The following is a 23,484-nucleotide window of genomic DNA, read 5'->3' as shown; positions in this document are numbered from 1 at the left end:
TCCCCGGGTGGGATCCCGGCGGAACGGGGAACACTCTCGAACGCGGTAGTCAAATAGCGGGCACCGCGGAAAGAAGGCATCACCATGCTCATCGCTCAGCGTCCCACTCTCACCGAAGAGCAGGTCGACGAGTACCGGTCGCGGTTCACCATCGAGCCGCTGGAGCCGGGCTTCGGCTACACGATCGGCAACTCGCTGCGCCGTACCCTGCTCTCCTCGATCCCCGGTGCGGCCGTCACCAGCATCCGGATCGAGGGCGTCCTGCACGAGTTCTCCACCGTGCCGGGCGTCAAGGAGGACGTCACCGACATCATCCTGAACCTCAAGGAGCTCGTCGTCTCGTCCGAGCACGACGAGCCCGTGGTCATGTACCTGCGCAAGCAGGGGCCGGGCGAGGTCACCGCGGCCGACATCGCGCCGCCCGCGGGCGTCGAGGTCCACAACCCGGACCTGCACATCGCCACGCTGAACAACAAGGCCAAGCTGGAGATGGAGCTGACGGTCGAGCGCGGCCGCGGCTACGTCTCCGCCGCGCAGAACAAGCAGCCGGGCCAGGAGATCGGCCGGATCCCGATCGACTCCATCTACTCGCCCGTGCTCAAGGTCACCTACAAGGTCGAGGCCACCCGAGTCGAGCAGCGCACCGACTTCGACCGCCTCATCCTGGACGTGGAGACCAAGGCGTGCATGCTGCCGCGCGACGCGGTCGCGTCCGCCGGCAAGACCCTCGTCGAGCTGTTCGGGCTGGCCCGGGAGCTCAACGTCGAGGCCGAGGGCATCGACATGGGCCCGTCCCCGACGGACGCCGCGCTCGCCGCGGACCTGGCCCTGCCGATCGAGGAGCTGAACCTGACGGTCCGCTCCTACAACTGCCTGAAGCGCGAGGGCATCCACTCGGTGGGCGAGCTCGTGGCCCGCAGCGAGCAGGACCTGCTCGACATCAGGAACTTCGGCGCCAAGTCGATCGAAGAGGTCAAGCAGAAGCTCAACGACATGGGCCTGTCGCTGAAGGACTCCCCGCCCGGGTTCGACCCGAGCGCGGCGGCGGACAACTACGGCGACGACGACCAGAGCTACGCCGAGACCGAGCAGTACTAGACACCCGATTCCGGCGGCCGGGGGCACCGTTCCCCGGCCGTCCCGGAACCAGCTGACACCGGTACCTGATACGGCCGGTGCAGGAAGGACGCACCATGCCCCAGCCCACCAAGGGCGCCCGCCTCGGCGGTAGCGCGGCGCACCAGAAGCTGATCCTGGCGAACCTGGCCACGGCCCTGTTCGAGCACGGCCGCATCACCACCACCGAGGCCAAGGCCCGCCGGGTCCGCCCGCTGGCGGAGAAGCTGATCACCAAGGCCAAGAAGGGCGACCTGCACAACCGGCGCCTGGTGGCCCGCACGATCCGCGACAAGGGCGTGCTGCACGAGCTCTTCACCGAGATCGCGCCGCGCTTCGAGAACCGGCCCGGCGGCTACACCCGCATCACCAAGATCGGCCCGCGCAAGGGCGACAACGCGCCGATGGCCGTGATCGAGCTGGTGCAGGAGCAGCTGGCCGCGTCCACCGGCAAGGCCGACACGCCCACGATCGCCGAGGAGGACCTGCCCGCCGAGGGCGAGGTCACCCTCAGCAAGGCCGCCGCCGACGACGAGCCCGAGGCCGCGGACGCGAAGGCCGGGCAGGACGACACCGCGGCGGACGAGGCCAAGGATGACGCCGAGGACGACGCCAAGGCCGAGGGCAAGGAGTAGTTCTCCACGCGACCTAGGCGAGCGTTTGCTCGACATTCGTGAGGGCCCGCCGTTTCCTTCGGGACGGCGGGCCCGAACTTTGCCAGACTTGATCTCATGGTCATGGCAGGCGGGCGGCGGTTAAGCGGGGAGCGTGTCAGGGAAGTGCCCGATGGACGCGGATCATCGGGGGGAACGGACGCACGGTGCAGAGGGACGATACGGCTGACATGACCGCTCTGGTACGACTCCGGCTCGACATCGGCTACGACGGGTCGGACTTCGCGGGCTGGGCGAGGCAGCCGAACCAGCGGACCGTCCAGGGCGTCATCGAGGACGCGCTGGCGCGGATGCTGCGCCTGGACCCGCCGCCCATGCTCACCGTCGCGGGACGCACCGACGCCGGCGTCCACGCGCGCGGGCAGGTCGCCCACCTGGTCGTCCCGGTGGCCGCCTACTCGGCGATCAACGGGACGATGCCGCGCCGGCTCGCCGGGCTGCTGCCGCCGGACGTGCGGGTGTGGCGCGTGTCGGTCGCGCCCGAGGGGTTCGACGCGCGCTTCTCCGCGCTGTCCCGCCGCTACGTGTACCGGGTGTGCGACAACCCGGTCGGGGTGGACCCGCTGCGCCGCCACGACGTGCTGTGGCACCCGCGCCCGCTGAACCTCGGCCGGATGAACGAGGCCGCGCGGCTGCTGGTGGGGGAGAACGACTTCGCGGCGTACTGCCGGAAGCGGGAGGGCGCGACGACGATCCGCGAGCTGCTGCGGTACGAGTGGGCCCGCGACGACCGTGACCCGCACCTGGCGCTCGCGACCGTGGAGGCCGACGCGTTCTGCCACTCGATGGTCCGCGCGCTCGTCGGCGCCCTGCTCATGGTCGGGGACGGGCGGCGCGAGGCCGACTGGCCCGCGCAGGTGCTCGCCGCCCGCGTCCGCGACTCGGGGGTGAACGTCGCGCCGGCGCACGGCCTGTGCCTGGAGGAGATCCGCTACCCGGACGACGACAGCCTGGCCCGCCGCGCCCAGGAGACCCGCCGCGTCCGGACGCTGAACGCCACCGCCGCCGCGGCGGCCGCGGAGCAGCCCGCCCCGTCCGGCGGGGCCGCGCCCCGGCAGGGCGGCTGACCCGCGGGCGTCCGCGCCGGCTCAGCCCCCGGCGCGTTGCACGATCGGGCGCAGGTCGTGGTCGAGGAACTGCTGCGCGATCTTCTTGATCGTCGGGTCGCCGGGCTCGGCCGTCCTGCCGTTCGCCCACTGCACGTAGGCGTAGGCGACGTACCGGCCGCGGACGGTCGCCGCCGCGTACCCGCCGGCCCGGTCGATGTCCGGGGAGCGCTTGCCCGCCATGCCGCGGAACCACTCGTACTTGGCGGGGTCGCCCGCCTTGCTGACGGTGAGCGCCGCCGCCTTCGTCGGCATCACCGCGATGCCGGAGGTGACGGCGAGCTTGCTGCGCGGGTCGATGTACGTCGCGCGGACGATCTTGCGGCACCTCTCCCGTTTCAGGGTGGCGAGCATCGAGCCGCGCGCCGCGTACGCGACGTCCCGGTTGAGGGACCAGCGGTCGCGGGTGAAGGTCCGGCCGCCGAGCCGCAGAATCTCGGCCGGGAAGACGTCGTGGAACGCCAGGTCGCCGGGGTCGGTCTTCTCGTTGTCGATGCGCGTCGCCGGCGCGCCGCCGCCACCGCCGGCGCCGGGGGACGGCGTGGCGGGCGGGGTGGACTGCGACACCGGCGGCGGCTCACCGCTCTGCTTCTTCCCGCCGCCTTCGCCGCTCGCACCCGTCCCGCCGACGAGGAACAGGGCGGCCGCCGCGGCGAGGATGATCGCCGCGCCGCCGCCGATCAGCAGGGTCCGGCGCTTGTTCCCGCCCTGGCCCGCGGTGTCCCGCGGGGGTCGCCCGGGCGGTGGAGGCGTGTCGTTCGGGACGCCGCCCTCGGCGTGGTAGACCGGCGTGATCACCGCGGGCTGCTCGGCGGTCGGCGCGGCGCCCGCGTCGGGTTCGGTGCTGGGGAACGGGCCGCTGCCGGTGGGCGGGACGAACCCGGGCGGCAGGATCGCGTCCGGGACGAGGACCGGGGCGAGGGGCGCCGCGTCCTCGGCCTCCTTGGCCTTCTCGAACGCCGAGACGGGGGTGGGGGTCCCCTCCACGACGGTGTCGTCCACGGCGGTGTCGTCCGCGGTTTCTTCCGGGGTGGTCTCGTCCCGCGGTGTCTCGCTCGCCGCGGTGGCGTCGTCCTGGCCGCCCTGTTCGGCGGCGTCCTCGGACACCTCGTCCCGAGGATCGTCGGACGGGTTCTCGTCCTCCGCCGGGATGGGCTTGAAGCCGTCGGGGTCGGTGTCGTCCGGGGAGACCGGGGGCTTGACGATCGGCTCGGCGGGGACGGCCCGGCGCGAGTCGACGCTCGGGACCCCCTCGCCCGCGACCAGCGTCCCGGGCGGAGCCGCGGCGGGCTCAGGCTCGGCCCGTGGGGTGTCCGGCTCGTCCTCGGCCACCGGTTCCGGCCGCGCCTCCGCGTCCTGCGGGTCGTCGTCCTCCGGCGGGGAGGTGTCCGCGGACTCGGCGGCCCACCAGGGGGCCTCCAGGCCGAAGGCTGGGAGCTTGAGGGAGGCGGACTCCGCCTGCGGCGCCTCCTCGGCGACCGCGTCGGCGGGGGGAGCCGCACCGCCGAAACTGGGCGGGGCCGCGTCGGCGGGGACGGCGGCCGTGCCCGCGTCCTCGGCGGTCTCCCGGGTGTCTCTAGGTCCAGACATAAGCAGAGAGGGTATTCAACCAGGTCACTTTTGGAGGGGCTTGCCTTCGGTTTCCCTGTAGTGCAGGGCCAGGGCCAGGTTGCTGCCCTTGACCATCTGAGTGCCGAAGACCCGGACGGCGGCATGGTACTTGGTCGCTATCTTCTTGCCGTCCGGCCGCTGCACCCACGTCATGATGACGTAGTGGCCGCGCGCCTGCGACGTGCCGAGCGCCTCGCCCTTGCCGTTGTTCTTCGAGACGCCCTTGCCGGGCAGCGCCTGGAGGAAGGCGTCCTTGCCGCCCGCGGCCTTGACGGCCAGCTTGGCCGCCTTCTCGTTCTCCAGGTTGAAGACGCCGACCGTCCCGATGAGGGCGCCGGTGCTGAGCGCGTAGGTGGCGCGGAGCGCCTGCGTGCAGCGCCCCTTCTTGAAAGTCTTCTCCAGGGTCGTGCCGCCGACGACGCCGGTGCAGCTCTTCTGCGAGTTGACGGCCGTGCGGACGTACTTGTGGCCGCCCGCGGTGAACCTGCTCTTGCCGAAGACCTCCTTGAGGGTCAGCGGCGAGGGGTCGGTGGTGCGGCTCTGCAGCTTCACCGGCGCGAGGACGGGCTTGGTGGGGCTCGGCGTCGCCTGGGGCTGCTTGGAGGCGGCGCCGGCCGGTGCCTTCTTCTCCGGCTCGTCGTCGCCCTTGAGCATCGACGACAGCCCGACACCGCCGCCGATGAGCAGGATCCCGGCGACCGCCGCGCCGCCGATGATCAGCGGGAGGTTGCGGCGGCGCTCGGGCGGGACCGGCCCGCCGCCGGGGCCGCCGGCCGGGCCCGGAGGCGGGCCCTCGTAGGCGCCGTAGGGGTCCGGGCCGGCCACGTTGCCCGCGACGGGCTCGTCTCCCCACGCGGGCGGCTGGTCGGACCACGCGGCGGTGTCGCCGGCGGGCGACCCGCCGAACGGCTCGTTGCCGGACGGCTGCCCGAGCGGCTCGTTACTGGACGGCTGCCCGTACGCCCCCTGGCCGAACGGCTCTTGGCCGAACGGCTCCTGGGCGAAGGGCTCCTGCCCGAACGGCTCCTGCCCGAACGGCCTGGCGCCCGGCGCCTCGTCGCGCGGTGCGAAGGGGGCTTCGTTGTTGTCGTGGCCGTACGGCGGCGCTTCTTCTCCGGGTCCGTACGGCGCGTGCGGCGACTGCCGCGGAGGCCAGTCGCCGGGTTTGCCTTGATCGCCCGGATAACCCATGGTGTGGACCTTACCGTTCCTCGTTCAGGGCTCTGGACCTTCGAGACACCCACCATGACATGGGGGCGAACCGGACGCCGGTGATTTCCCGAAGGTCATGACCGCGAGGAACGCGGGGGTCACTTCCAGCCGAAGTTCTGCGTCCAGAGCGGCCCGCCGGGGCCCGAGGCCTTGCCGACCCCGACGGCGCGCAGGCCGCAGTTGAGGATGTTGGCCCGGTGCCCGGGGCTGTTCATCCAGCCTTTCACCACGGCCGCGGCGGTCGGGTAGCCCTTGGCGATGTTCTCCGCGCCGGGGCTGGGGTAGCCGGCGTCCTCCATCCGCTTCCACGGGCTGTCGCCGTTGCGGGACGTGTGGTCGAAGTAGTTGTTGGCCGCCATGTCCGCGGAGTGCTTGCGGGCCGCGACGACGAGCCGCTGGTCGATGCGCAGCGCCTTGCAGCCGTTCTTCGCGCGCTCGGCGTTGGTCAGCGTCACCACGGCGGTCTCGGTGCTCGACGAGCCGCCGGTGCTGCCGCCCGCGGAGCCGCCGCCGGACGACGGCGAGCCCGACCTCGGCGGCGCGTCGGACTTGGACGGCTTCGCCGCGGCGGTCGTCCGCGGGTGGATCGGCTTCAGCGGCGGCGTCGGCTCCGCCGTGGTCGGCGAGGGCGCGGCGCTCGGCGAGCCCTCGCCGCCGGCGCCCGTGCCGGAGCCGTTCCCGGTTCCGGCCAGCGGGTCGCTCTGCGGTCCCGGCAGGGACACGGTCGACGGGTCCTTCTCGGGCCCGGACGCGGCGGTCTTCTCCGACCGCAGCTCGGGCAGGACGAGCCGGTCGATCGCGACGCCGATGCCGATCGCGAGCCCGGACGCGGTGATGGCCACCACGATCCCGGTCGCGCTCTTGCCGCGGCGCCTGCGTCCCGGCGGACGGCCGGAGCCGTCGCCGGACGGACGTCGCCCGCCGGGCGGCGGGCCGGAGCGGGCACGGCGCGGGGCGCCGGCGACGAGCTCGTCGCGGGGGGCGGAACCGCCGCGCGGGGCGGCGTCGTACGGTGCGGGACGCTCGCGCCCGTGGCCGGGACTGCGGCGTCCGGCGGGATCGCCTGGTCTGCGGGGAGAGGACAGCGGGGGCTCCCGGGTGCGGGCCGGCTCGCGCCGGCGTGGACCGGTCGCCCGGCACCATATCCCGATATCAACCCCCAGTTACGAAGATCTCTCAAGAAAGATCAAAATCACTACATTCCGTGATCGGCAGAGCGCTGACGGTTCCTGATTCGGGAGGAATGTCGGAGTGCGCGATAATGGCGAACACGGCCGATGCCGTCAGGGCGCCTTGTTTTGACCCGCACGCGCGCGGCCGAGTATCCTGCGTGTTTGTTGTGTGCGTTCACGCCTGGCCCGTACGGGCGGGGGAGACGCGACGACGTGCCGGTGTGTCCCGAGCATGCGCCTCTCGCGGCGCCGTGCGGGCCCCGGCCTCCCGGAGCGCCAGGTCGGAATGATCCTCTGATCGGCGCGAGCAGGATTCCGCTGCCAGGTGGTGCTCGCCCGTACGGGCGGGCGGAGGATCGAAACCGCTCAGAAGTCGACGAGAAACGAAGGCTTACGACCGTGCGCACGTACACCCCTAAGCCCGCTGACGTCCAGCGTCAGTGGTACGTCATCGACGCGACCGATGTCGTGCTGGGCCGTCTCGCCAGTCATGTCGCGCAGCTGCTTCGGGGTAAGCACAAGCCGATCTACGCGCCGCACCTCGACACCGGTGACTTCGTCGTCATCGTGAACGCCGAGAAGGTGGCGCTGTCCGGCAACAAGCTGGAGCAGAAGAAGGCGTACCGGCACTCCGGCTACCCGGGCGGCCTGCGCTCGGTGAACTACGCCGACCTGCTCGCCAAGCACCCCGAACGGGCCGTGGAGAAGGCGATCAAGGGCATGCTGCCCAAGAACTCCCTCGGCCGGAAGATGTTCGGCAAGGTGAAGGTCTACGCCGGGCCGGACCACCCGCACCAGGCGCAGAAGCCGGTCCCGTTCGAGATCACCCAGATCAGCCAGATCAAGAAGTGACACCCGCGCGCGACCCGATCGCGCGCACCGCGACATGAGGCCGCCGGGGCACCCGAGAAGACGGGCCAGCCGCCCTGGCTAGAACACCCCAAGGAGAACCGTGGACGAGACCACCGGCGCCGAGCAGGCCGCCGAGACCGAGTCGTACGAGGACGCGCCGTCCGAGTACAGCACCGAGACCCCCGAGGCCGCCGGCGAGAGCTACCTCGGCCAGCCGGTCGCGACCGGCCCCGCCGCCGGCACCGGCCGCCGCAAGCAGGCCATCGCCCGGGTCCGGATCGTCCCCGGCAGCGGCCAGTGGAAGATCAACGGCCGTACCCTGGACCAGTACTTCCCGAACAAGGTGCACCAGCAGATCGTGAACGAGCCGTTCGTGCTGCTGGGCCTGGAGGGCCAGTTCGACGTGCTCGCCCGCGTCAACGGCGGCGGCACCACCGGCCAGGCCGGTGCGCTGCGCCTCGGCATCTCCCGCGCGCTGCAGTTCGCGAACATCGAGCACCGCCCGGCGCTGAAGAAGGCCGGCTTCCTCACCCGCGACGCGCGGGTGCCGGAGCGCAAGAAGGCCGGCCTCAAGAAGGCCCGCAAGGCTCCGCAGTACAGCAAGCGTTGATCGACGGCACGAGCCGTCGCACCCCGTGGCTTCTCCGCGGCCGGCCCCGCGTGGCCGGCGCACCGGGTGCGGCGGCTCGTCCGCTTTTCCGGGGTGCCCCTCTCTGATCGGGAGTTGAACTGTGGCTCGTCTCTTCGGAACCGACGGCGTGCGCGGGCTCGCCAACCGCGACCTCACCGCCCCCCTGGTGATGGACCTGTCCGTCGCGGCGGCGCGGGTGCTGGGCGAGCAGGGCGCGTTCAAGGGGCACCGGCCGGTCGCGGTGGTCGGCCGCGACCCGCGCGCCTCGGGCGAGTTCCTGGAGGCGGCCGTCGTGGCGGGCCTCGCCAGCTCCGGGGTGGACGTCCTGCGGCTCGGCGTCCTGCCGACGCCCGCGGTCGCGCACCTGACGCACGAGCTGGACGCCGACATCGGCGTGATGCTGTCGGCGTCGCACAACCCGGCCCCCGACAACGGCATCAAGTTCTTCGACCGCAGCGGCCACAAGCTGCCCGACGAGATCGAGGACCGGATCGAGGCGCGCCTCGGCGAGGCGTGGGACCCGCCGACCGGCGCGGGCGTCGGCCGCGTCCGGGAGGCGCACGGCGCGGTCGAGCAGTACGTGGCGCACCTGCTCTCGACGGTCCCGGTGTCGCTGGACGGCCTGCGCGTCGTGGTCGACTGCGCGAACGGCGCGTCCAGCGACGTGGCCCCGGAGGCGCTGCGCCGCGCCGGCGCCGAGGTCATCACGATCGGCACGGCGCCGGACGGGCTGAACATCAACTCCGGCTGCGGCTCCACCCATCTGGGGGCGTTGCAGAAGGCCGTCCGGGAGCACGGCGCGGACGCCGGCATCGCCAACGACGGCGACGCGGACCGCTGCCTGGCCGTGACCGGGTCCGGCGAGATCGTGGACGGCGACCAGATCATGGCGATCCTGGCCCTCGACCTGCGCGAGGCGGGCGCGCTCGCCGCCGACACCGTGGTCGCGACCGTCATGTCGAACCTCGGGTTCAAGCTCGCGATGCAGCAGGCGGGCATCACCGTCGTGCAGACCGCGGTCGGCGACCGGTACGTCCTGGAGGCGATGAAGGAGGGCGGCTTCGGCTTCGGCGGCGAGCAGTCCGGCCACGTCATCATGCTGGACCACGCCACCACCGGCGACGGCGTCCTCACCGGCCTGCACCTGCTCGCCGCGATGGTCCGCCGGGGGCAGCCGCTGGACGAGCTGACCAAGGTGATGACGCGGCTGCCGCAGGTCCTCATCAACGTCAAGGACGTCGACAAGACCCGCGCGAAGACGTCCCCGGACCTGGCCGCGGCCGTCGCCGCCGCCGAGGCCGACCTCGGCGAGACCGGCCGCGTCCTGATCCGGCCGAGCGGAACCGAGCCGATGGTCCGGGTGATGGTCGAGGCCGCCTCCGAAGCCCAGGCCCGGTCGGTGGCCGAGCACCTCGCGGGCGTGGTGAAGGCGGCCCTCGGCTAGCGCTCGTCGATCTCCAGGCGCCCGACCTTCAGGTGCCTGATCTCGACGGTCCCCGCCTCCAGATGGGCGATCACCGCCCGCTTCACGACGAGCTTGCCGATCGCGACCGCCCCGACGGCGACCGCGCCGACCGCCATCGCCCCGAGCGCCAGCGACCCGAGCCCGTTGCCCGCCCGCAACGCCACCCCGGTGGCGGACGCCCCGGTCACCTCGGCCCCCGTCGCCCGCGCGCCGACGCCCCGCTCGGTCCGCACCCGCGGCCGCTCGTCCTTGGCGCCGTCCCCGCCCTCACTGTCAGTCCGCTCCGGTTCGCTGCTCATCTCACGAGCATATGGCTCCGCCCTGCCCTCGGGGGTGACCCGACCACCATCACGGGCAGGGGGGCGCCCCCTGGATCAACACCGGCCGAGGAAGTCCTGGAGGGCGTTGTGGTCGGGGCGGGTTATGGGGAGGGCGTACTTGTCGGCGATCGCTATGTACTTGATCGCGTAGGTGCACTGGAAGGCCTTCTGGGGTTTCCATTCGCCGGGGCCCGAGTCGCTTTTCTGCCGGTTCGGTACGCCCCAGACGGCGAGGAGGTTGGCGTGGTCGTTGGCGAACCGCTCGCGGCGGTCCTCGCTCCAGCGGGACGCGCCCATGCGCCAGGCGAGGGCGAGCGGGTAGACGTGGTCGATCTGCACCTCGGCGGCGTCCTTCTTCGCGAAGGTGATCGTCTTGCCGCTGTAGGGGTCGTCGAGGCGACCGGCGAGGACGACGCAATCGCCCTTCTTCTCGACCTTCGCCAGGTCGCGGGCGAGGACGTCGTTGCGCTGGTCGCAGCCGTTGCGGTCGGTGTCCTTCCAGCGCGTGCCGAACTTGCCGCGCTCGTAGCCGCCGCCGTCGCCCTCGGACGCGACGCGCAGACCGGCGAGGTCCTTGCGGGCGCGGGCCGCGTCGCCGGACTTCGGCGTACCGGACGGCGGGGCGCCGGTCTCCGAGAGGCCGACGCCGCCTTCGCAGGCCGCCGTGGCGAGGGGCACGGCGAGCGCGAGGGCCGCCGCGGCCGTTCGTAGAGCGTGCACCAGCGCAGGGCCACCGGCCATGCCGTCACCGTCCTGGGGGTTTTTCTGTTGGTTTTTGCCGCCTCGTCAGCAAATAACCGATCAAACCGTATGGGCTGGCTTCCCGGCCACACGGCTTCGGCCGTCTGGGGCAGGATTGGCCCGTGCTGCATCTCAGAGCGATCGTCCCGGCGGACCGCACGGAACGGGTCTGCGCGGTGCTGGACGGCTGCGCCGGGGCCGCCAACGTCGTCGTCCTCGAAGGCGCCGCGCGTGCCCCGCGCGGCGACCTGGTGACGGCCGACGTCGCGCGCGAGTCGGCGAACGAGGTGCTGGACGCGCTGCGCGCGCTCGGCGTCGACCGGGACGGGTCCATCGCGCTCGACAAGGTCGACCTGACGCTGTCGGAGCGCGCCGAGCTGGCCAGGGAGCGGGCGCCCGGCCACGGCGACGACGCCGTCGTCTGGGAGGAGCTGGACCGGCAGGTCAGCGAGGGCACCGCGCTGACCTGGTCGTTCGTCGCGTTCCTGGCGCTGGCCACGCAGCTCGCCGGGATCGCGGCGCTGATCGACTCGCCGGTCCTGGTGGTCGGCGCGATGGTGCTCGGGCCGGAGTTCGGCGCCGTCGCGGCGATCTGCTACGGCCTCGTCCGCCTCCAGCCGGGCCGGATCGTGGAGGCGGTGCGGGCGCTCGCGGCCGGGTTCGCCGTGGCGATCGTGATCACGTACGTGTGCGCGCTGGTCAGCCGATGGATCGGCGTGATCGAGCTGGACCGGCTGCCGGACGAACGGCCGCTCACCGCGTTCATCTACAGCCCGGACCGCTGGTCGTTCATCGTCGCGCTGCTCGCCGGGGCCGCCGGGGTGCTGTCGCTCACCGCGGGCAAGTCGTCGGCGCTGGTCGGCGTCTTCATCTCGGTCACCACCGTGCCCGCCGCCGGGAACCTCGCGGTCGCGATGGCGCTCAAGCACGCCAGCGAGATCACCGGGTCGCTGCTCCAGCTCGCGGTCAACTTCGCCGGGATGATCATCGCGGGCGCGCTGACGCTGGTCGTCCAGCGCGCGGTGTGGTCATCGGTCCTGCGGCGCCGTGGCCGAAAGTCGCTCATCCGGGGAACTTAGGTCGCCGCGACATCGGCCTAAAGGCTGGCCGGCATCGCACTTGAGGGTGACGTGGCGCACGCGCCCAGCCACTAGGTTCGGTGATATGCCGATCATCGCCACCCAGGGCCTGACGATGAGGTTCCCCCGGGTGACCGCCCTGGACGACCTGTCCATGGCCGTCGAGCCGGGCGTCGTCGGGCTGGTCGGCGCCAACGGCGCCGGCAAGTCGACGCTCATCAAGATCCTCCTCGGGCTGCAGCCGCCGACCTCCGGCACCGCGACCGTCCTCGGCCTCGACATCGCCCGCGAGGGCCTGCGGATCCGGGAGAGCGTCGGGTTCATGCCCGAATACGAATGCCTGCCGCCGGACGTGTCCGCGACCGAGTTCGTCGTGCACATGGCCCGGATGTGCGGGCTGCCGCCGACCGCGGCCCGCGAACGCGCCGCCGACACGCTCCGGCACGTCGGCCTGTACGAGGAGCGCTACCGCCCCATCGGCGGCTACTCCACCGGGATGCGCCAGCGGGTGAAGCTCGCGCAGGCCCTCGTCCACGACCCGAAGCTCGTCTTCCTGGACGAGCCCACCAACGGCCTCGACCCGGCCGGGCGCGACGAGATGCTCGACCTGATCCGCCGCATCGGCGCCGAGTTCGGGATCAGCGTCCTCGTCACGTCCCACCTGCTCGGCGAGCTGGAGCGGGTCTGCGACCACGTCGTGATCATCGACGGCGGGAAGCTGCTGCGCTCGCAGGCCGTCGAGGCCTACACCAAGGAGAGCGGCGTCCTCACCGTCGAGGTGGACGAGGGCCGCGACACGCTCGGGCAGCACCTCTACGACCAGGGCGTGTCCGTCCATCCGGAGGGCCGGTTCCTCGTCGTCGACATCGCCGGCGAGCAGACCTACGACCTGATCCGCGACGGTGTCGCCGACCTCGGGCTGCGGCTGATCCGGATGGAGCAGCGCCGCCACCACATCGAGGAGGTCTTCCAGACGCCGCCCGCGCCGCAGGCGCCCGCCGGGACCGTCCAGGAGGGGGCGCCGCGATGAGCACCAGCACGATCCACGACATCGGGTACCGCCACTACGAAGGGCGCCGCAACGGCCGCGCGTACGTGCTGCGGTCGCTGTACGTCCACAACCTGCGCGCCGCCTTCGGCCTCGGCCGTCCCGCGCGGGCGAAGGTGATGCCGTTCCTGCTGGCGGCGATCATGATGCTGCCGGCCGCCGGGTCGGTCGCGGCGTTCTCCTTCACCAAGGAGCCGGACGCGCTGATCCGCTACTCGGGCTACGCCGTCATCATGCAGGTCATCGTGGCGATCTTCCTGGCCACGCAGGCGCCGGTGCTGGCCTCGCGGGAGGTCCGGTTCCACGTCATCCCGCTGTACTTCTCGCGCCCGGTCGGCCATCTCGACTTCGTGCTGGCCAAGGGCGCCGCGATGGCGTCCGCGCTGTTCGCGCTGATGGCCGTGCCCGTCACCGTCCTGTACGTCGGCGGGCTGGTCGCCAAGATGCCGGACTCGGGCGAGCAGGTGCTCAAGTACCTCGGCGCCCTGGTCGGCTGCGTGCTGTTCGCGCTCGTGCTGGCCGCGATCGGGATGGTGGTCGCGGCGTTCACGCCGCGCCGCGGCTTCGGGGTCGCCGCGGTCATCGCCGTCTACATGATCAGCACCGCGTTCGTCGGCGTCGTCCAGGGGATCGCCGAGGAGCAGACGAACTTCACCCTCCAGGGCTGGGCGGGGCTGTTCGCGCCGTTCAACCTGGTGGACATCGTCCAGGTCAGGCTGCTGGGCGCGCAGTCGTCGTCAGGAGGGGTGCCGTCCGGCATCGAGGGCGGCGTGGTGGCGCTGGCGCTGTGCACCGTCATCGTCCTCGGTTCGATCGCGGTCCTTTACCGTAGGTTCCGTAAGGCGGGGCTGTCATGAGCGAGTTGATTCTGGAGAACGTGTCCCGCTGGTACGGGAACGTCGTGGCCGTCAACGGCGTGTCGATGAAGGTCGGGCCGGGGGTCACCGGGCTGCTCGGGCCGAACGGCGCCGGCAAGTCGACGCTGATCCACATGATGGGCGGGTTCCTCGCGCCGTCGTCGGGGTCGGTGACGCTCGACGGGACGCCGATCTGGCGGAACCCGGGCATCTACCGCAGCCTCGGCCTGGTCCCGGAGCGGGAGTCGGCGTACGACTTCCTCACCGGCGAGCAGTTCATCCTGGCGATGGCGAAACTGCACAAGCTGCCCGAGCCGGGTGCCGCGGCCCGCCGCGCCATCGGCCTGGTGGAGATGGACTACGCGGCCGACCGCCAGATCGGCAACTACTCCAAGGGCATGAAGCAGCGCATCAAGATGGCGTCGGCGCTGGTGCACGACCCGCCGGTGCTGCTGTTGGACGAGCCGTTCAACGGCATGGACCCGCGGCAGCGGCTGCAGCTGATGGACCTCATCCAGCGGATGGCCGCCGAGGGGCGCACGATCCTGTTCTCCTCGCACATCCTGGAGGAGGTGGAGCGGCTCGCCAGCCACATCGAGGTGATCGTGGCGGGGCGGCACGCCGCGTCCGGCGACTTCCGCAAGATCCGGCGGCTGATGACCGACCGGCCGCACATCTTCCTCGTCCGGTCGGGCGACGACCGCCGGCTGGCCGCCGCGATCATCGCGGACGGCTCGGCGCGCAGCGTGCAGCTCACCGACAAGGGGCTGCAGGTCGAGGCGATCGACTTCCAGCGCTTCACCTGGCTGCTGCCGCAGATCTCGCGGGACGCCGGGGTGCGCCTCTGGGAGGTCTCCCCGGCCGACGAGTCCCTCGAAAGCGTGTTCTCCTACCTGGTGGCCCGGTGATCCCATGAATGCAACGATCGCGATGATCACGTTCCGGGCGATGCTCGGCCGCAAGCGGGCCCTGCTCCTGCTGGGGCTGCCGCTGCTCCTGCTCCTCCTCGCGGCCGCCCTGCGGGTGACCGGCAACAACGACCTGGACATCTCGGCGAACGTGCTGCAGACGTTCGGCCTCGCGACGCTGCTGCCGCTGCTCGCGCTGATCGCCGGCAGCGGCGTGATCGGGCCGGAGATCGACGACGGCCAGATCATGTACGTGCTGACCAAGCCGATCCGGCGCGAGGTGGTCGTGCTGACGAAGCTGGTCGTGGCGATCGTCCTGGTGACGGCCTTCGCGGTCGTCCCGACGGCCCTCGCGGCGCTCCTGCTGACCGGGACGACGGCCGGGCTGACGCCCGCGTTCGCGGTCGGCACGCTGGTCGGCGGCCTCACCTACAGCGCGGTGTTCGTGGCCCTCGCGGTCGCGAGCCGCAACGCCGTCACGATCGGCCTGCTGTACGCGCTGGTGTGGGAGACCCTGCTCGGGACGTTCGCGCCGGGCGCGCAGCAGGCGTCCATCCAGCAGTGGGCGCTGTCGGTGATCGACGCGCTCACCGGAGCGTCGCCGGTCAAGTCGGTGGTGGACCTGCCGGTGGCGATCACGCTGCTGGTGGTGGTCACGGCCGCCGCGACGGCCCTCGCCACCGTCCGGCTCCGCACCCTCGCGGTCGCGAGCGCCGACTAGCGCGCGAGCAGGCCGCGGTCCATGGCGACGACGACGGCGTGGGTGCGGTCGCTGACGTCCAGCTTCGCGAAGACGCGCAGGAGGTGGGTCTTGACGGTCGCCTCGGCGATGACGAGCCGCCGCCCGATCTCGGCGTTGGACAGGCCGTCGGCGACCGCCCGGAGCACGTCGATCTCCCGGGCGGTCAGCGCGGCCGGCTCGGGGCGGCGCATCCGGGCGACGAGCTTCTCCGCGACGCGGGGCGCGAGAACGGTCTCGCCGCGGGCCGCCGCGTGGATGGCGTCCACGAGCTGCTCGCGGGTGGTGTCCTTCAGCAGGTAGCCGATGGCGCCGGCCTCGATCGCGCGCTCGATCTCGGTGTCGGTGTCGTAGGTGGTGAGGACGAGGACGCGGGTCCCGGCGGCGCCGATCTCGGTGGTGGCGGCGACGCCGTCCAGCACGGGCATCCGCAGGTCGAGCAGCGCGACGTCGGGGCGGAGCCGGCGGGCGAGCGCCACCGCCTCGCGGCCGTCGCCGGCCTCGCCGACGATCTCGATGGTGGGTTCGGCGGCCAGCAGCGCGACGAGGCCCGCGCGCATGACCGTGTGGTCGTCCACCACGATGATCCTGAGCCTGCCGGTCATGTCATGCCTTCGCGGGGATCGTGGCGAGGACCCGGGTGCCGTCGCCGGGGGAACTGGTCACGGTGAGCTCGCCGCCGAGCTCGGCGAGGCGGCGGCGCATCCCGTCCAGGCCGAAGCCGCGGGACTCCGCGACCGCGAAGCCGCGCCCGTCGTCGGTGATCTCCAGTTCGACGCCGTGCGGGCGGCGTTCGAGGACGACCCCGACCGTGGACGCGGCGGCGTGCTTGCGGATGTTGGCGAGCGATTCCTGGGTGCAGCGCAGCAGCGCGATCCGGGTCGTCTGGTCGCAGTCGACGTCCGGGAGGTCGGCGGTGACGGTGAGCCCGGTGTCCTCGGCGAACCGGTCGAGGGTGCGGCGCAGCGTCCGGGCGACGGAGGCCGGGGCGACGCTGCCCGCCGACGCCGTCCCGACGAGGACGCGCGCCTCGGCGAGGTTCTCCCGGGCGGTCTGCTCGATCGACAGGAGCTGCTGGGCGCTGCGGTCCGGGTCGGCGCGAAGGCCCGTCCGGGCCGCCTCGGCCAGGACGACGATGGACGCGAACCCCTGCGCGAGCGTGTCGTGGATCTCGCGGGCGAGCCGTTCGCGCTCGTCGGCGGCGCCCTGCCGGCGCTGCGCCTCGGCGAGCCGCCGCTCGGCGTCCTCCAGGTCGGCGGCGAGGAGCCGGGCGCGCGCGTCGTGCTGCCCGACGACCCGGTGCATCCACAGCCCGAACAGCACCCCGGCCGCGTAGCCGATGAGCGCGGCGACGGAGTTGCCGCTGAGCTGCGCGCCGTCCGGCGCCGACCGGACCGCGTCGCCGGCGACCGCGGCCGCGGCGGCGGCACCGCTGAGGACGACCGCGCGCCGCGGGCTCCCCGCGAGGATCCAGAAGTGCGGGAGCGAGACGATGAGCAGGGACGCGGCGCCGTCCATGAGGTAGGCGACGGCGCCGATCCCCGCGACGAGCACGCCGAGGAACGTGAACCGGCGGAGCGCCGGATTCCCCGGGAACGTCCCGGTGATCGGGTAGCAGAGCCCGATCACCGACAGCAGCGACAGCGTGGCGGACCTGGTGGAGTCCGGCTGGTCCCACACCGCCAGCGCGGGCGGGACCAGCCCGAACACCACCCAGGCGGCGGCGTACCACCTGCGCAGCGCCCGCACCTGGGGACGTTCGCCGGGCCGCGCCATGCCGATCAGCCTACGTTCTGCCGCGCGGGCTCGGCCGCCCCCGCCACCGCCGGGCGCGCCACCCGGGACGGCCACCAGCACCGGTCGCCGAGCAGCAGCATCAGCGCCGGGAGGATCATGATGCGGATGACGGCGGCGTCCAGCAGCACGGCGACCGCGAGCGCGAAGCCCATCTGCTTCAGCTCCATGATGTGGACGAAGACGAAGCTCGCGAACACCGTCACCATGACGAACGCGGCGCTGGTCACCACGCTCGCCGAGCCGCCGACCCCGTCCAGCACCGCCTGCCGCGTGGGGACGCCGCGCCGCGCCCCCTCGCGGATCCGGCTGATCACGAACACCTGGTAGTCCATCGACAGCCCGAACAGGATCACGAACAGGAACAGCGGGACGCGGGAGCCGACGGACCCGGTGGAGGTGAAGCCGAGGAGCCCCTCCGCCCACGTCCCCTGGAACACGAGGACGAGCACCCCGAGCGAGGCCCCGGCCGACAGCAGGTTGAGCAGCACGCCGATCAGGCCGAGGACGACCGAGCGGAACGCCCACACGGTCATCGCGAACGTGACGAGCAGCAGCGCCCCGACGACGAACGGCAGCTTGCTCTTCTGGTGCTCGGGGTAGTCGGCGTAGCGGGCGACGTCCCCGGTCACCGCGGCCTCCATGCCGGGCTTCCCGACGGTCGCGGGCACGTACTCGCCGCGGATCCGGTCCAGGGACCGCTGTGCCTCGTCGGTGCTGACGTGGTGCGGCACCGCGAGTTCGAGGAGGTGGATCCGCCGGTCCGGCGAGGCGTGCAGCTCGGACGTGCCGGCGAGCAGCGGGTCGCGCTTCGCGCGCCCGGCCAGGTCGCGCAGGGCGGCGGTCACGTCGGGCGCGCGTCCGGCGTCGGCCTTGACGACGATCCGGTGCGTGGCCTTCAGCTCGGGGAACGCCGCGTTCAGCCGGTCGTAGACCTGCATGGCGGGGATCTGGCGCGGGTGGCTGTCGCGTCCCATGTCGGTCAGGTTGAAGTTCAGCAGCGGCGCGGCGAGGGCCAGCATGGCCAGGACGGACACCGCCAGGGTCGCCGCCGGGTGCCTGCCCGTGGGCCCCAGCATCGCCTTGGTGATCCGGCCGCCTCCGGTCCGCGGAGCCTTCGGGGCCTTCCCGCGCCGGGCGGCCCGCCGCTCCGCCCACCCGCCGAGCTTCGCCAGCACCGCGGGCAGGACGGTCAGCGAGCTGACGACGGCGACCAGCGTGACGACGATCGCGGCGGTCGCGATCGAGGAGAAGATCACGTCGTCCGCGAGGTACAGGGTCGCGCTGGACACCGCGACCGCCAGCCCGGACACCACCACCGCGCGCCCGGACGTCGCCGCGGCGATCTCCACGGTCGCCCGCGCGCTCAGCCGGCCGGCCGAGCGGGCCCGTTCCTCCCGTTCCCGCTTGAGGTAGAAGAGCGTGTAGTCGACGCCGACGGCCATGCCGATCAGCAGGATCACGCTGGCGCCGACCCCGGCGTCCGGGAACACGTGCGAGGCGAGCATCGACAGGCCGATCGCCGCCGCGATCGAGGTCAGCGCGAGCACCACCGGAACGATCGCGACCGCGAACGAGCCGAACACCACCAGCAGGGTGACCAGCGTGATCGGCAGGGCGATCACCTCGGTGCGGGCGAGGTCGTCGTCGCGCAGCTCGCCGACCCCCTTGCTGATGGACGGGCTGCCCGTCTCCTCGACCCGCACGCCCGGATGCGCGGCCCGCACGGCGGCCGTCTGGGCGTGCAGGGGTTCGATGTGGTCCTTGCCCTGGAGTTCGGGGCCCTTGATCGTCACGTCGACGCGGACCGCTGAGCCGTCCTTCGACCGGACGGGCGCCGACACCGACTCGACCTCCGGGAGCCGCTCCATCCGCGCGGCGGCGTCCCGCGCCGCCGCGTCGGCCGCCGCGCCGGTGCCGGTGATCAGTACGTGCTCGACGGGCTTCTGCTGCAGGCCGCCCTCGGCGGCCATCGCCTCCGCCCGCCCGGCCTCGCCGATGCGGTAGTCCTCGGTCGTGGCGGCGTGCCCGCCGGCCGCGATCCCGATCCCGAGGCACAGGGCGACGAACAGGAACCAGGCGGCGATCCCGCGCCAGGGGTGCCCGGCGCTCCACCGGGCCATGCGTACGGTGAGATTCGTCATGCGGAAAATGCTCGCCGCGAGCACCCGTCCCGCATGAGCCTCGACCGGTTGAACCTGCCGTCCACCGATCGGTGGACGGCAGGCCCGCCTCAGCCGGTGACGCGGGTCAGCTCGGCGATGATCTCGGACGCGGTCACCGGGTCGAGCGCGCCGAACGGGTGCCCCGTGCCGGAGTAGCGGCCCGTCATCAGCATGACGCGCTCGATGGTCTGCTCGGCGTACTCCTCCGGGGACAGGACGCGGATGCCGGGCTCGACGGCCACCATCACGTGCCGGCCGTCCGGTGTCATCAGGTTCACCTGGCGGCGGAACCCGCCGGTCTCCTTGTCACCGAGCTCCCAGCCGCGGGACGTCATGCCGAGGAACCTGCCGAAGTGGGCGGTGCGCCCCTCGAAGCGCGCCAGGCGGGTGCCGTCGCGTTCGTCGTCCGCGAGCACGTGCACGGGACGCCCGAGCTGCTCGAACGGCTGGAGGACCTCGTAGTCGGCGAAGACCGAGGCCCAGGCCGCGACGGTCTTCTCGTCGAGCAGGACCGGGTGCGGGAGGGTGACGGCGGTGTCCGGCGGCAGGGTGAACTCGTCGTCGTGGACGTCGGCGAGCGTGCCGTCCTCGGCCACGCGGAACACCGCGTCCCCGGCGGCCCACACGAGGCGCCGGGCGATGTGGCCCATCAGCGGCTGCTCGACGAAGAGGGCGCGGAACTCCTCCGGCGTCCAGGACCGCCCGGTCACCATCGCGCGCTCCAGGCGCTTGATCTGGTCGGCGGCGACCGTCCGGGCCTCCTTCTTGAGGTCGGCGAAGCGCTTGTAGGCGGCCGGCGCGAGGGTCTCGTCGTCCTTGACGCCGGGCTTGGGCAGCGACTTGCGGGGCTTGCCGTCCTCGTCGGTCACGAACGGCTTGAGCTGCTCGTCGAACCCGACCACGAACCGGCGCCCGCCGTAGTCGAGGGTCATCCTTCCGTCGGCGTCCAGGTCGAGGTCGGGGACGAGCCGGTCCGCGAGCTGCTCGGAGGTGAGCCCGCGCTCCCTGGCGACGGCGTTGAGCCGGCCCTGCGCCTGGGGACGCATGTGCTTGGCGTCGGCGGCCCGGCGGGCGAGCCGGTCCAGATGGCGCAGCGTGGCGTCTCCGGGCGTGTAGATCGCCATGAGGACGTCCAGCGCCGTCAGACCCTTGAACGTCCAGGTGTAGTAGTTGTCCCAGCGCGCCATCCGGGCGGCCAGGCGCGCGGCGGTGCCGGCGTCGCCGAGCCGCCGCAGGGCGTACTGCACGCCCGGCGCGGCCCACAGCCCGCTGGAGCGGTCGTTCACGCACAGGGCCCAGGCGAAGTCGGCGAGAGAGCCGGGATCGCACAGGTCGATGACCTGCTCGCACCCCGGATAGGGGTCCTTGGGCGTGGAGATCAGCAGCATGGTCACGAAGTTCCGGGCGGCCCGCACCGGCAGTGCCCGCTCACGGCCGCGCAGCAGGATCTGCGGGAGCTTGTCGCGGACGACCTCCTCGTCCCATTCCGGCAGCTCGTCGGGGTACTGGTCGAGGGGATCGGTGCGCAGCGCGCCCATCGCCGCGACGGCCTCGTCCCCGTACCGCCGCGCCGCCTCGACGAGGCAGTCCCCGCCGTGCTCGCGGCCGATGAGCATGAGCCCCTGCTCGGCCTTCGTCCGCTTGGGGCCCGGCTTGCGCAGCGCGTCCGGGATGACGAACGGGGCCGCGGCCGGGCCGTGCCAGCCGAACCAGAGCCGCGCGGCCTCGTCGACGCGGCCGAGCGCGTTGACCATCAGCGCCGCCGTGGCGTCGTCCAGGAACGGGACGAGGGCCTCCGCGCATCTGATGTGCTCCTTGGCCGCGTGCAGGATCAGCCTGTGGGCGGCGATGCCGCGCCGGGCGGCGAAGTGCTTGAGCGGGATCCGGTACACCCAGCCGGCCCAGTCGTCGTGGTAGCGCTCGTCGGCGAGGAGCTCGTCCGCGAGGTCGCCGGGTCCCTGCATCACCAGCCGGTGGTACCTGCGGCTGCGCTCCCCGCCCCGCGGCTCGCCCAGGGCGGCGCCGCTGCGGTAGTGCTCGGCCACCGCGTCCCAGTCGGTGTCCTCGGGAAGCGGTTCGTACGCTTTCGCGAAGCCGTCCGGAGTCTTCAGCCACTCCTCGCGCAGGCCGGGCGGCCACGACTCCTCGGCGGGCGTCTTCGGGCGCTTCAGCCCCTTCAGGACGACCGGCTCCGCGTCCGCCCGCCTCGGGCCGGTCCAGGGCGGCTCGACGAGCAGGCGGGGCAGCGCGCTTTCGGGGGCGTCTTCGATGCGGGGGTTCTCTGTCATCGCTCCGGTTTCAGGGCAGGGGTCGCTTCTTGATCGTCCGACGCCGGCGCGGACCCCGGAGTTCCGGCCGCCGGCCATGCCGGCGACACCGGTTCTTGACGACCACCTGCACGGCACTGTGCATGTGTGCCATACCGGTGCGGTGAGACCCGTGTTACAACGGCCTGGGAGGTCTTTGATCGTTCCAGAACCAGGGAGTGTGCCCATGTCAGTCTCGCGCCGCCAGCTCCTGGCGGGGACCGGTGCCGTCGGGGCGGGGATCGCCTTCACCGGCGCCGTCGAGCAGTTGTTCGCCGGGGCCGCGTCCGCGGCGCCGACCGGCGGCCATGACGGGTACGGGCCGCTCGTGCCCGATCCGAAGGGCCTGCTCGACCTGCCGCGCGGGTTCCGCTACACCGTCCTGTCCCGGGAGGGTGAGCCGCTGCGCTCGGGAGAGGGGCCCGTGCCGAGTCACTGCGACGGCATGGCCGCCTTCCCCGGACGCGGGGGCCGCACGTGGCTCGTCCGCAACCACGAGAACCGTCCCGACGCCGAGAACCGCGTGCCGCCGGTCAAGGGCGTCACCTACGACCCGGCCGGCCTCGGCGGCTGCACCGCGCTGGAGGTCGACCGCGCCGGGCGCGTGCACACCGAGCGCGTCGCGATCGCCGGGACGGCCGTCAACTGCGCGGGCGGCCCCACCCCGTGGCACACCTGGCTGACCTGCGAGGAGACCGAGGACAAGGCCGGGACCGGCGACTACACCAAGGACCACGGGTTCATCTTCGAGGTCGACCCCTATCGGCAGGAGCGGACCGTCCCCGAGCCGCTGACCGCGATGGGACGGTTCCAGCACGAGGCGATCGCCGTCGACCCGCGCGACGGCACGGTCTACGAGACCGAGGACGCGTTCGAGAAGCCGTTCGGGCTGTTCTACCGGTTCCTGCCGAAGAAGCCGCGCGGCGGGTTCGGCAGCCTGCGCGCCGGCGGCCGGCTGGAGGCGCTGTGCGTCCCCGACGTCCCCGACCTGTCGGCCGTGCGGGAACCCGGCACGGTGTTCCGGAACGTCGAGTGGAAGAAGGTCCCCGACCCGCTGGCGAAGGAGACGGCGATCCGGTTCCAGGACTTCGGGCCGGGCGGCGTCACGCACGCGCAGAAACTGGAGGGCTGCTACTGGGGCGGCGACCGCGTCTACTTCGTGTCGAGCTTCGCGAAGACGGCCGAGGGGTCGCGCGCCGACCACTTCGGGCAGGTGTGGTCGTACGAGCCGCGGCACCGCCGCCTCACCCTGGTGATCGTGTTCGGCCCGGACTCCGACGTGCAGAAGCCCGGCGAGTCGCCCGACAACATCTGCCTGGCGCCGCAGGGCGGCCTGATGGTCTGCGAGGACGGCGGCGGCGCCCAGCACGTCTACGGCGTGTCGCGCCGGCGCACGGTCTACCCGGTGGCCCGGAACCGGCAGAACACCGGCACCGAGAGCGAGCCCGAGTGGGGCGAGTTCGCCGGCGTCACCTTCAGCCCCGACAACCGGACGATGTACGTCAACGTCTACGACCCGGGCACCACCTTCGCCGTCACCGGCCCCTGGAGCCGCTAGCCGGGCGGCGGCCACGCGAGGACCTCCGGCGTGCGATCGCGTCCGAAGGCAGTTTCGAGCTTGCGAGAAACTGATCGCGCAGCGAGCCGCAAGGCGAGCCGGAGCGATGCCAGCGATCGCCGGATCTCTC

General features: G+C 72.6%; 21 protein-coding genes. 12 read left to right on the top strand and 9 right to left on the bottom strand.

Translation table 11 applies throughout. From position 1 onward, the window contains the following. Positions 1–84 precede the first annotated feature (84 nt). The 3 genes from BM339_RS36900 (at position 85) to truA (ending at position 2,857) form a co-directional block, all read left to right on the top strand. Positions 85–1,098: a DNA-directed RNA polymerase subunit alpha gene (locus tag BM339_RS36900; RefSeq protein WP_021596708.1), complete on the top strand. Its 1,014-nt coding sequence runs from the start codon at positions 85–87 to the stop codon at positions 1,096–1,098. A gap of 95 nt (positions 1,099–1,193) precedes the next feature. Next, the gene (rplQ, locus tag BM339_RS36895) at positions 1,194–1,751 is read left to right on the top strand and encodes a 50S ribosomal protein L17 (protein ID WP_021596707.1); all 558 of its coding nucleotides are present in this window, start codon (positions 1,194–1,196) and stop codon (positions 1,749–1,751) included. A 209-nt stretch (positions 1,752–1,960) separates the two neighbouring features. Further along, the gene (gene truA / locus BM339_RS36890) at positions 1,961–2,857 is read left to right on the top strand and encodes a tRNA pseudouridine(38-40) synthase TruA (protein ID WP_024934176.1); all 897 of its coding nucleotides are present in this window, start codon (positions 1,961–1,963) and stop codon (positions 2,855–2,857) included. A gap of 21 nt (positions 2,858–2,878) precedes the next feature. Here truA and BM339_RS36885 read toward each other — a convergent pair whose 3' ends face one another. The 3 genes from BM339_RS36885 to BM339_RS36875 all read right to left on the bottom strand — a co-directional run bounded on the left by BM339_RS36885 (position 2,879) and on the right by BM339_RS36875 (position 6,561). Next, the gene (locus tag BM339_RS36885) at positions 2,879–4,486 is read right to left on the bottom strand and encodes a hypothetical protein (protein WP_075023903.1); all 1,608 of its coding nucleotides are present in this window, start codon (positions 4,484–4,486) and stop codon (positions 2,879–2,881) included. A gap of 24 nt (positions 4,487–4,510) precedes the next feature. Continuing rightward, positions 4,511–5,698, bottom strand: coding sequence for a hypothetical protein (locus BM339_RS36880; protein WP_075023902.1), 1,188 nt, complete (start codon positions 5,696–5,698; stop codon positions 4,511–4,513). Positions 5,699–5,817: 119 nt separating this feature from the next. Further along, positions 5,818–6,561: a CAP domain-containing protein gene (locus BM339_RS36875; protein WP_024934174.1), complete on the bottom strand. Its 744-nt coding sequence runs from the start codon at positions 6,559–6,561 to the stop codon at positions 5,818–5,820. A 729-nt stretch (positions 6,562–7,290) separates the two neighbouring features. Between BM339_RS36875 and rplM the strand changes: the two genes are divergently transcribed. The 3 genes from rplM to glmM all read left to right on the top strand — a co-directional run bounded on the left by rplM (position 7,291) and on the right by glmM (position 9,818). After that, entirely contained in the window at positions 7,291–7,743 is a 453-nt protein-coding gene (gene rplM, locus BM339_RS36870) for a 50S ribosomal protein L13 (protein WP_021598219.1), read from the top strand. A gap of 100 nt (positions 7,744–7,843) precedes the next feature. Next, complete coding sequence (gene rpsI, locus BM339_RS36865; RefSeq protein WP_075023901.1) at positions 7,844–8,353, top strand: 30S ribosomal protein S9; 510 nt, start codon at positions 7,844–7,846, stop codon at positions 8,351–8,353. 121 nt (positions 8,354–8,474) lie between these two features. Continuing rightward, the gene (gene glmM / locus BM339_RS36860) at positions 8,475–9,818 is read left to right on the top strand and encodes a phosphoglucosamine mutase (protein WP_075023900.1); all 1,344 of its coding nucleotides are present in this window, start codon (positions 8,475–8,477) and stop codon (positions 9,816–9,818) included. Here glmM and BM339_RS36855 read toward each other — a convergent pair. Together BM339_RS36855 and BM339_RS36850 are read right to left on the bottom strand one after the other, a co-directional pair. Continuing rightward, positions 9,815–10,138, bottom strand: a complete 324-nt coding sequence (locus tag BM339_RS36855) for a hypothetical protein (protein WP_021598216.1) — start codon at positions 10,136–10,138, stop codon at positions 9,815–9,817. The two genes, glmM and BM339_RS36855, sit on opposite strands and share 4 nt — an antisense overlap. Positions 10,139–10,213: 75 nt before the next feature. Then, positions 10,214–10,900, bottom strand: coding sequence for an HNH endonuclease family protein (locus BM339_RS36850; RefSeq protein WP_075023899.1), 687 nt, complete (start codon positions 10,898–10,900; stop codon positions 10,214–10,216). A gap of 122 nt (positions 10,901–11,022) precedes the next feature. Between BM339_RS36850 and BM339_RS36845 the strand changes: the two genes are divergently transcribed. From BM339_RS36845 to BM339_RS36825, 5 genes are all read left to right on the top strand, one after another. Next, on the top strand, positions 11,023–11,979 hold the full coding sequence (locus tag BM339_RS36845; protein ID WP_075023898.1) for a DUF389 domain-containing protein: 957 nt from the start codon (positions 11,023–11,025) through the stop codon (positions 11,977–11,979). An 85-nt stretch (positions 11,980–12,064) separates the two neighbouring features. Next, positions 12,065–13,009: an ABC transporter ATP-binding protein gene (locus BM339_RS36840; protein ID WP_021598212.1), complete on the top strand. Its 945-nt coding sequence runs from the start codon at positions 12,065–12,067 to the stop codon at positions 13,007–13,009. Next, positions 13,006–13,884, top strand: a complete 879-nt coding sequence (locus BM339_RS36835; protein WP_021598211.1) for an ABC transporter permease — start codon at positions 13,006–13,008, stop codon at positions 13,882–13,884. The genes BM339_RS36840 and BM339_RS36835 overlap by 4 nt, the downstream gene beginning before the upstream one ends. Then, a complete protein-coding gene (locus BM339_RS36830) occupies positions 13,881–14,792 on the top strand; it encodes an ABC transporter ATP-binding protein (protein ID WP_021598210.1) in 912 nt (303 codons plus the stop codon). The genes BM339_RS36835 and BM339_RS36830 overlap by 4 nt, the downstream gene beginning before the upstream one ends. Before the next feature lie 4 nt (positions 14,793–14,796). Next, a complete protein-coding gene (locus BM339_RS36825; protein ID WP_024934173.1) occupies positions 14,797–15,513 on the top strand; it encodes an ABC transporter permease in 717 nt (238 codons plus the stop codon). Here the strand turns inward: BM339_RS36825 and BM339_RS36820 are convergent. The 4 genes from BM339_RS36820 to BM339_RS36805 form a co-directional block, all read right to left on the bottom strand. After that, complete coding sequence (locus BM339_RS36820) at positions 15,510–16,136, bottom strand: response regulator (protein ID WP_021598208.1); 627 nt, start codon at positions 16,134–16,136, stop codon at positions 15,510–15,512. The genes BM339_RS36825 and BM339_RS36820 overlap by 4 nt on opposite strands. Before the next feature lies 1 nt (position 16,137). Next, positions 16,138–17,307 carry a sensor histidine kinase gene (locus tag BM339_RS36815; RefSeq protein WP_033330108.1) on the bottom strand — a complete coding sequence of 390 codons (1,170 nt, stop codon included), beginning with the start codon at positions 17,305–17,307 and terminating at the stop codon, positions 16,138–16,140. A 5-nt stretch (positions 17,308–17,312) separates the two neighbouring features. Continuing rightward, positions 17,313–19,469, bottom strand: a complete 2,157-nt coding sequence (locus BM339_RS36810; protein ID WP_075023897.1) for an MMPL family transporter — start codon at positions 19,467–19,469, stop codon at positions 17,313–17,315. A gap of 89 nt (positions 19,470–19,558) precedes the next feature. Then, entirely contained in the window at positions 19,559–21,778 is a 2,220-nt protein-coding gene (locus BM339_RS36805) for a DUF4132 domain-containing protein (protein WP_075023896.1), read from the bottom strand. 205 nt (positions 21,779–21,983) lie between these two features. Here BM339_RS36805 and BM339_RS36800 point away from each other — a divergent pair, with 205 nt between their 5' ends. After that, positions 21,984–23,354 carry an alkaline phosphatase PhoX gene (locus BM339_RS36800; RefSeq protein ID WP_075023895.1) on the top strand — a complete coding sequence of 457 codons (1,371 nt, stop codon included), beginning with the start codon at positions 21,984–21,986 and terminating at the stop codon, positions 23,352–23,354. Positions 23,355–23,484 lie beyond the last annotated feature (130 nt).

The sequence above is a fragment of the Actinomadura madurae genome, assembly GCF_900115095.1.
Taxonomy (GTDB): domain Bacteria; phylum Actinomycetota; class Actinomycetes; order Streptosporangiales; family Streptosporangiaceae; genus Spirillospora; species Spirillospora madurae.
This window is presented reverse-complemented; position numbering and strand designations above follow the sequence as displayed.

Excerpts from the sequence above, each read along its gene's own strand:
- BM339_RS36885 (WP_075023903.1), bottom strand. The coding sequence starts at position 4,486 with ATGTCTGGACCTAGAGACACCCGGGAGACCGCCGAGGACGCGGGCACG.
- BM339_RS36815 (WP_033330108.1), bottom strand. The coding sequence starts at position 17,307 with ATGGCGCGGCCCGGCGAACGTCCCCAGGTGCGGGCGCTGCGCAGGTGG.
- BM339_RS36820 (WP_021598208.1), bottom strand. The coding sequence starts at position 16,136 with ATGACCGGCAGGCTCAGGATCATCGTGGTGGACGACCACACGGTCATG.
- BM339_RS36850 (WP_075023899.1), bottom strand. The coding sequence starts at position 10,900 with ATGGCCGGTGGCCCTGCGCTGGTGCACGCTCTACGAACGGCCGCGGCG.
- BM339_RS36810 (WP_075023897.1), bottom strand. The coding sequence starts at position 19,469 with ATGACGAATCTCACCGTACGCATGGCCCGGTGGAGCGCCGGGCACCCC.
- BM339_RS36805 (WP_075023896.1), bottom strand. The coding sequence starts at position 21,778 with ATGACAGAGAACCCCCGCATCGAAGACGCCCCCGAAAGCGCGCTGCCC.
- truA (WP_024934176.1), top strand. The coding sequence starts at position 1,961 with ATGACCGCTCTGGTACGACTCCGGCTCGACATCGGCTACGACGGGTCG.
- BM339_RS36800 (WP_075023895.1), top strand. The coding sequence starts at position 21,984 with ATGTCAGTCTCGCGCCGCCAGCTCCTGGCGGGGACCGGTGCCGTCGGG.
- BM339_RS36825 (WP_024934173.1), top strand. The coding sequence starts at position 14,797 with ATGAATGCAACGATCGCGATGATCACGTTCCGGGCGATGCTCGGCCGC.
- BM339_RS36830 (WP_021598210.1), top strand. The coding sequence starts at position 13,881 with ATGAGCGAGTTGATTCTGGAGAACGTGTCCCGCTGGTACGGGAACGTC.
- BM339_RS36840 (WP_021598212.1), top strand. The coding sequence starts at position 12,065 with ATGCCGATCATCGCCACCCAGGGCCTGACGATGAGGTTCCCCCGGGTG.
- BM339_RS36855 (WP_021598216.1), bottom strand. The coding sequence starts at position 10,138 with ATGAGCAGCGAACCGGAGCGGACTGACAGTGAGGGCGGGGACGGCGCC.
- BM339_RS36880 (WP_075023902.1), bottom strand. The coding sequence starts at position 5,698 with ATGGGTTATCCGGGCGATCAAGGCAAACCCGGCGACTGGCCTCCGCGG.
- rplQ (WP_021596707.1), top strand. The coding sequence starts at position 1,194 with ATGCCCCAGCCCACCAAGGGCGCCCGCCTCGGCGGTAGCGCGGCGCAC.
- BM339_RS36835 (WP_021598211.1), top strand. The coding sequence starts at position 13,006 with ATGAGCACCAGCACGATCCACGACATCGGGTACCGCCACTACGAAGGG.
- BM339_RS36900 (WP_021596708.1), top strand. The coding sequence starts at position 85 with ATGCTCATCGCTCAGCGTCCCACTCTCACCGAAGAGCAGGTCGACGAG.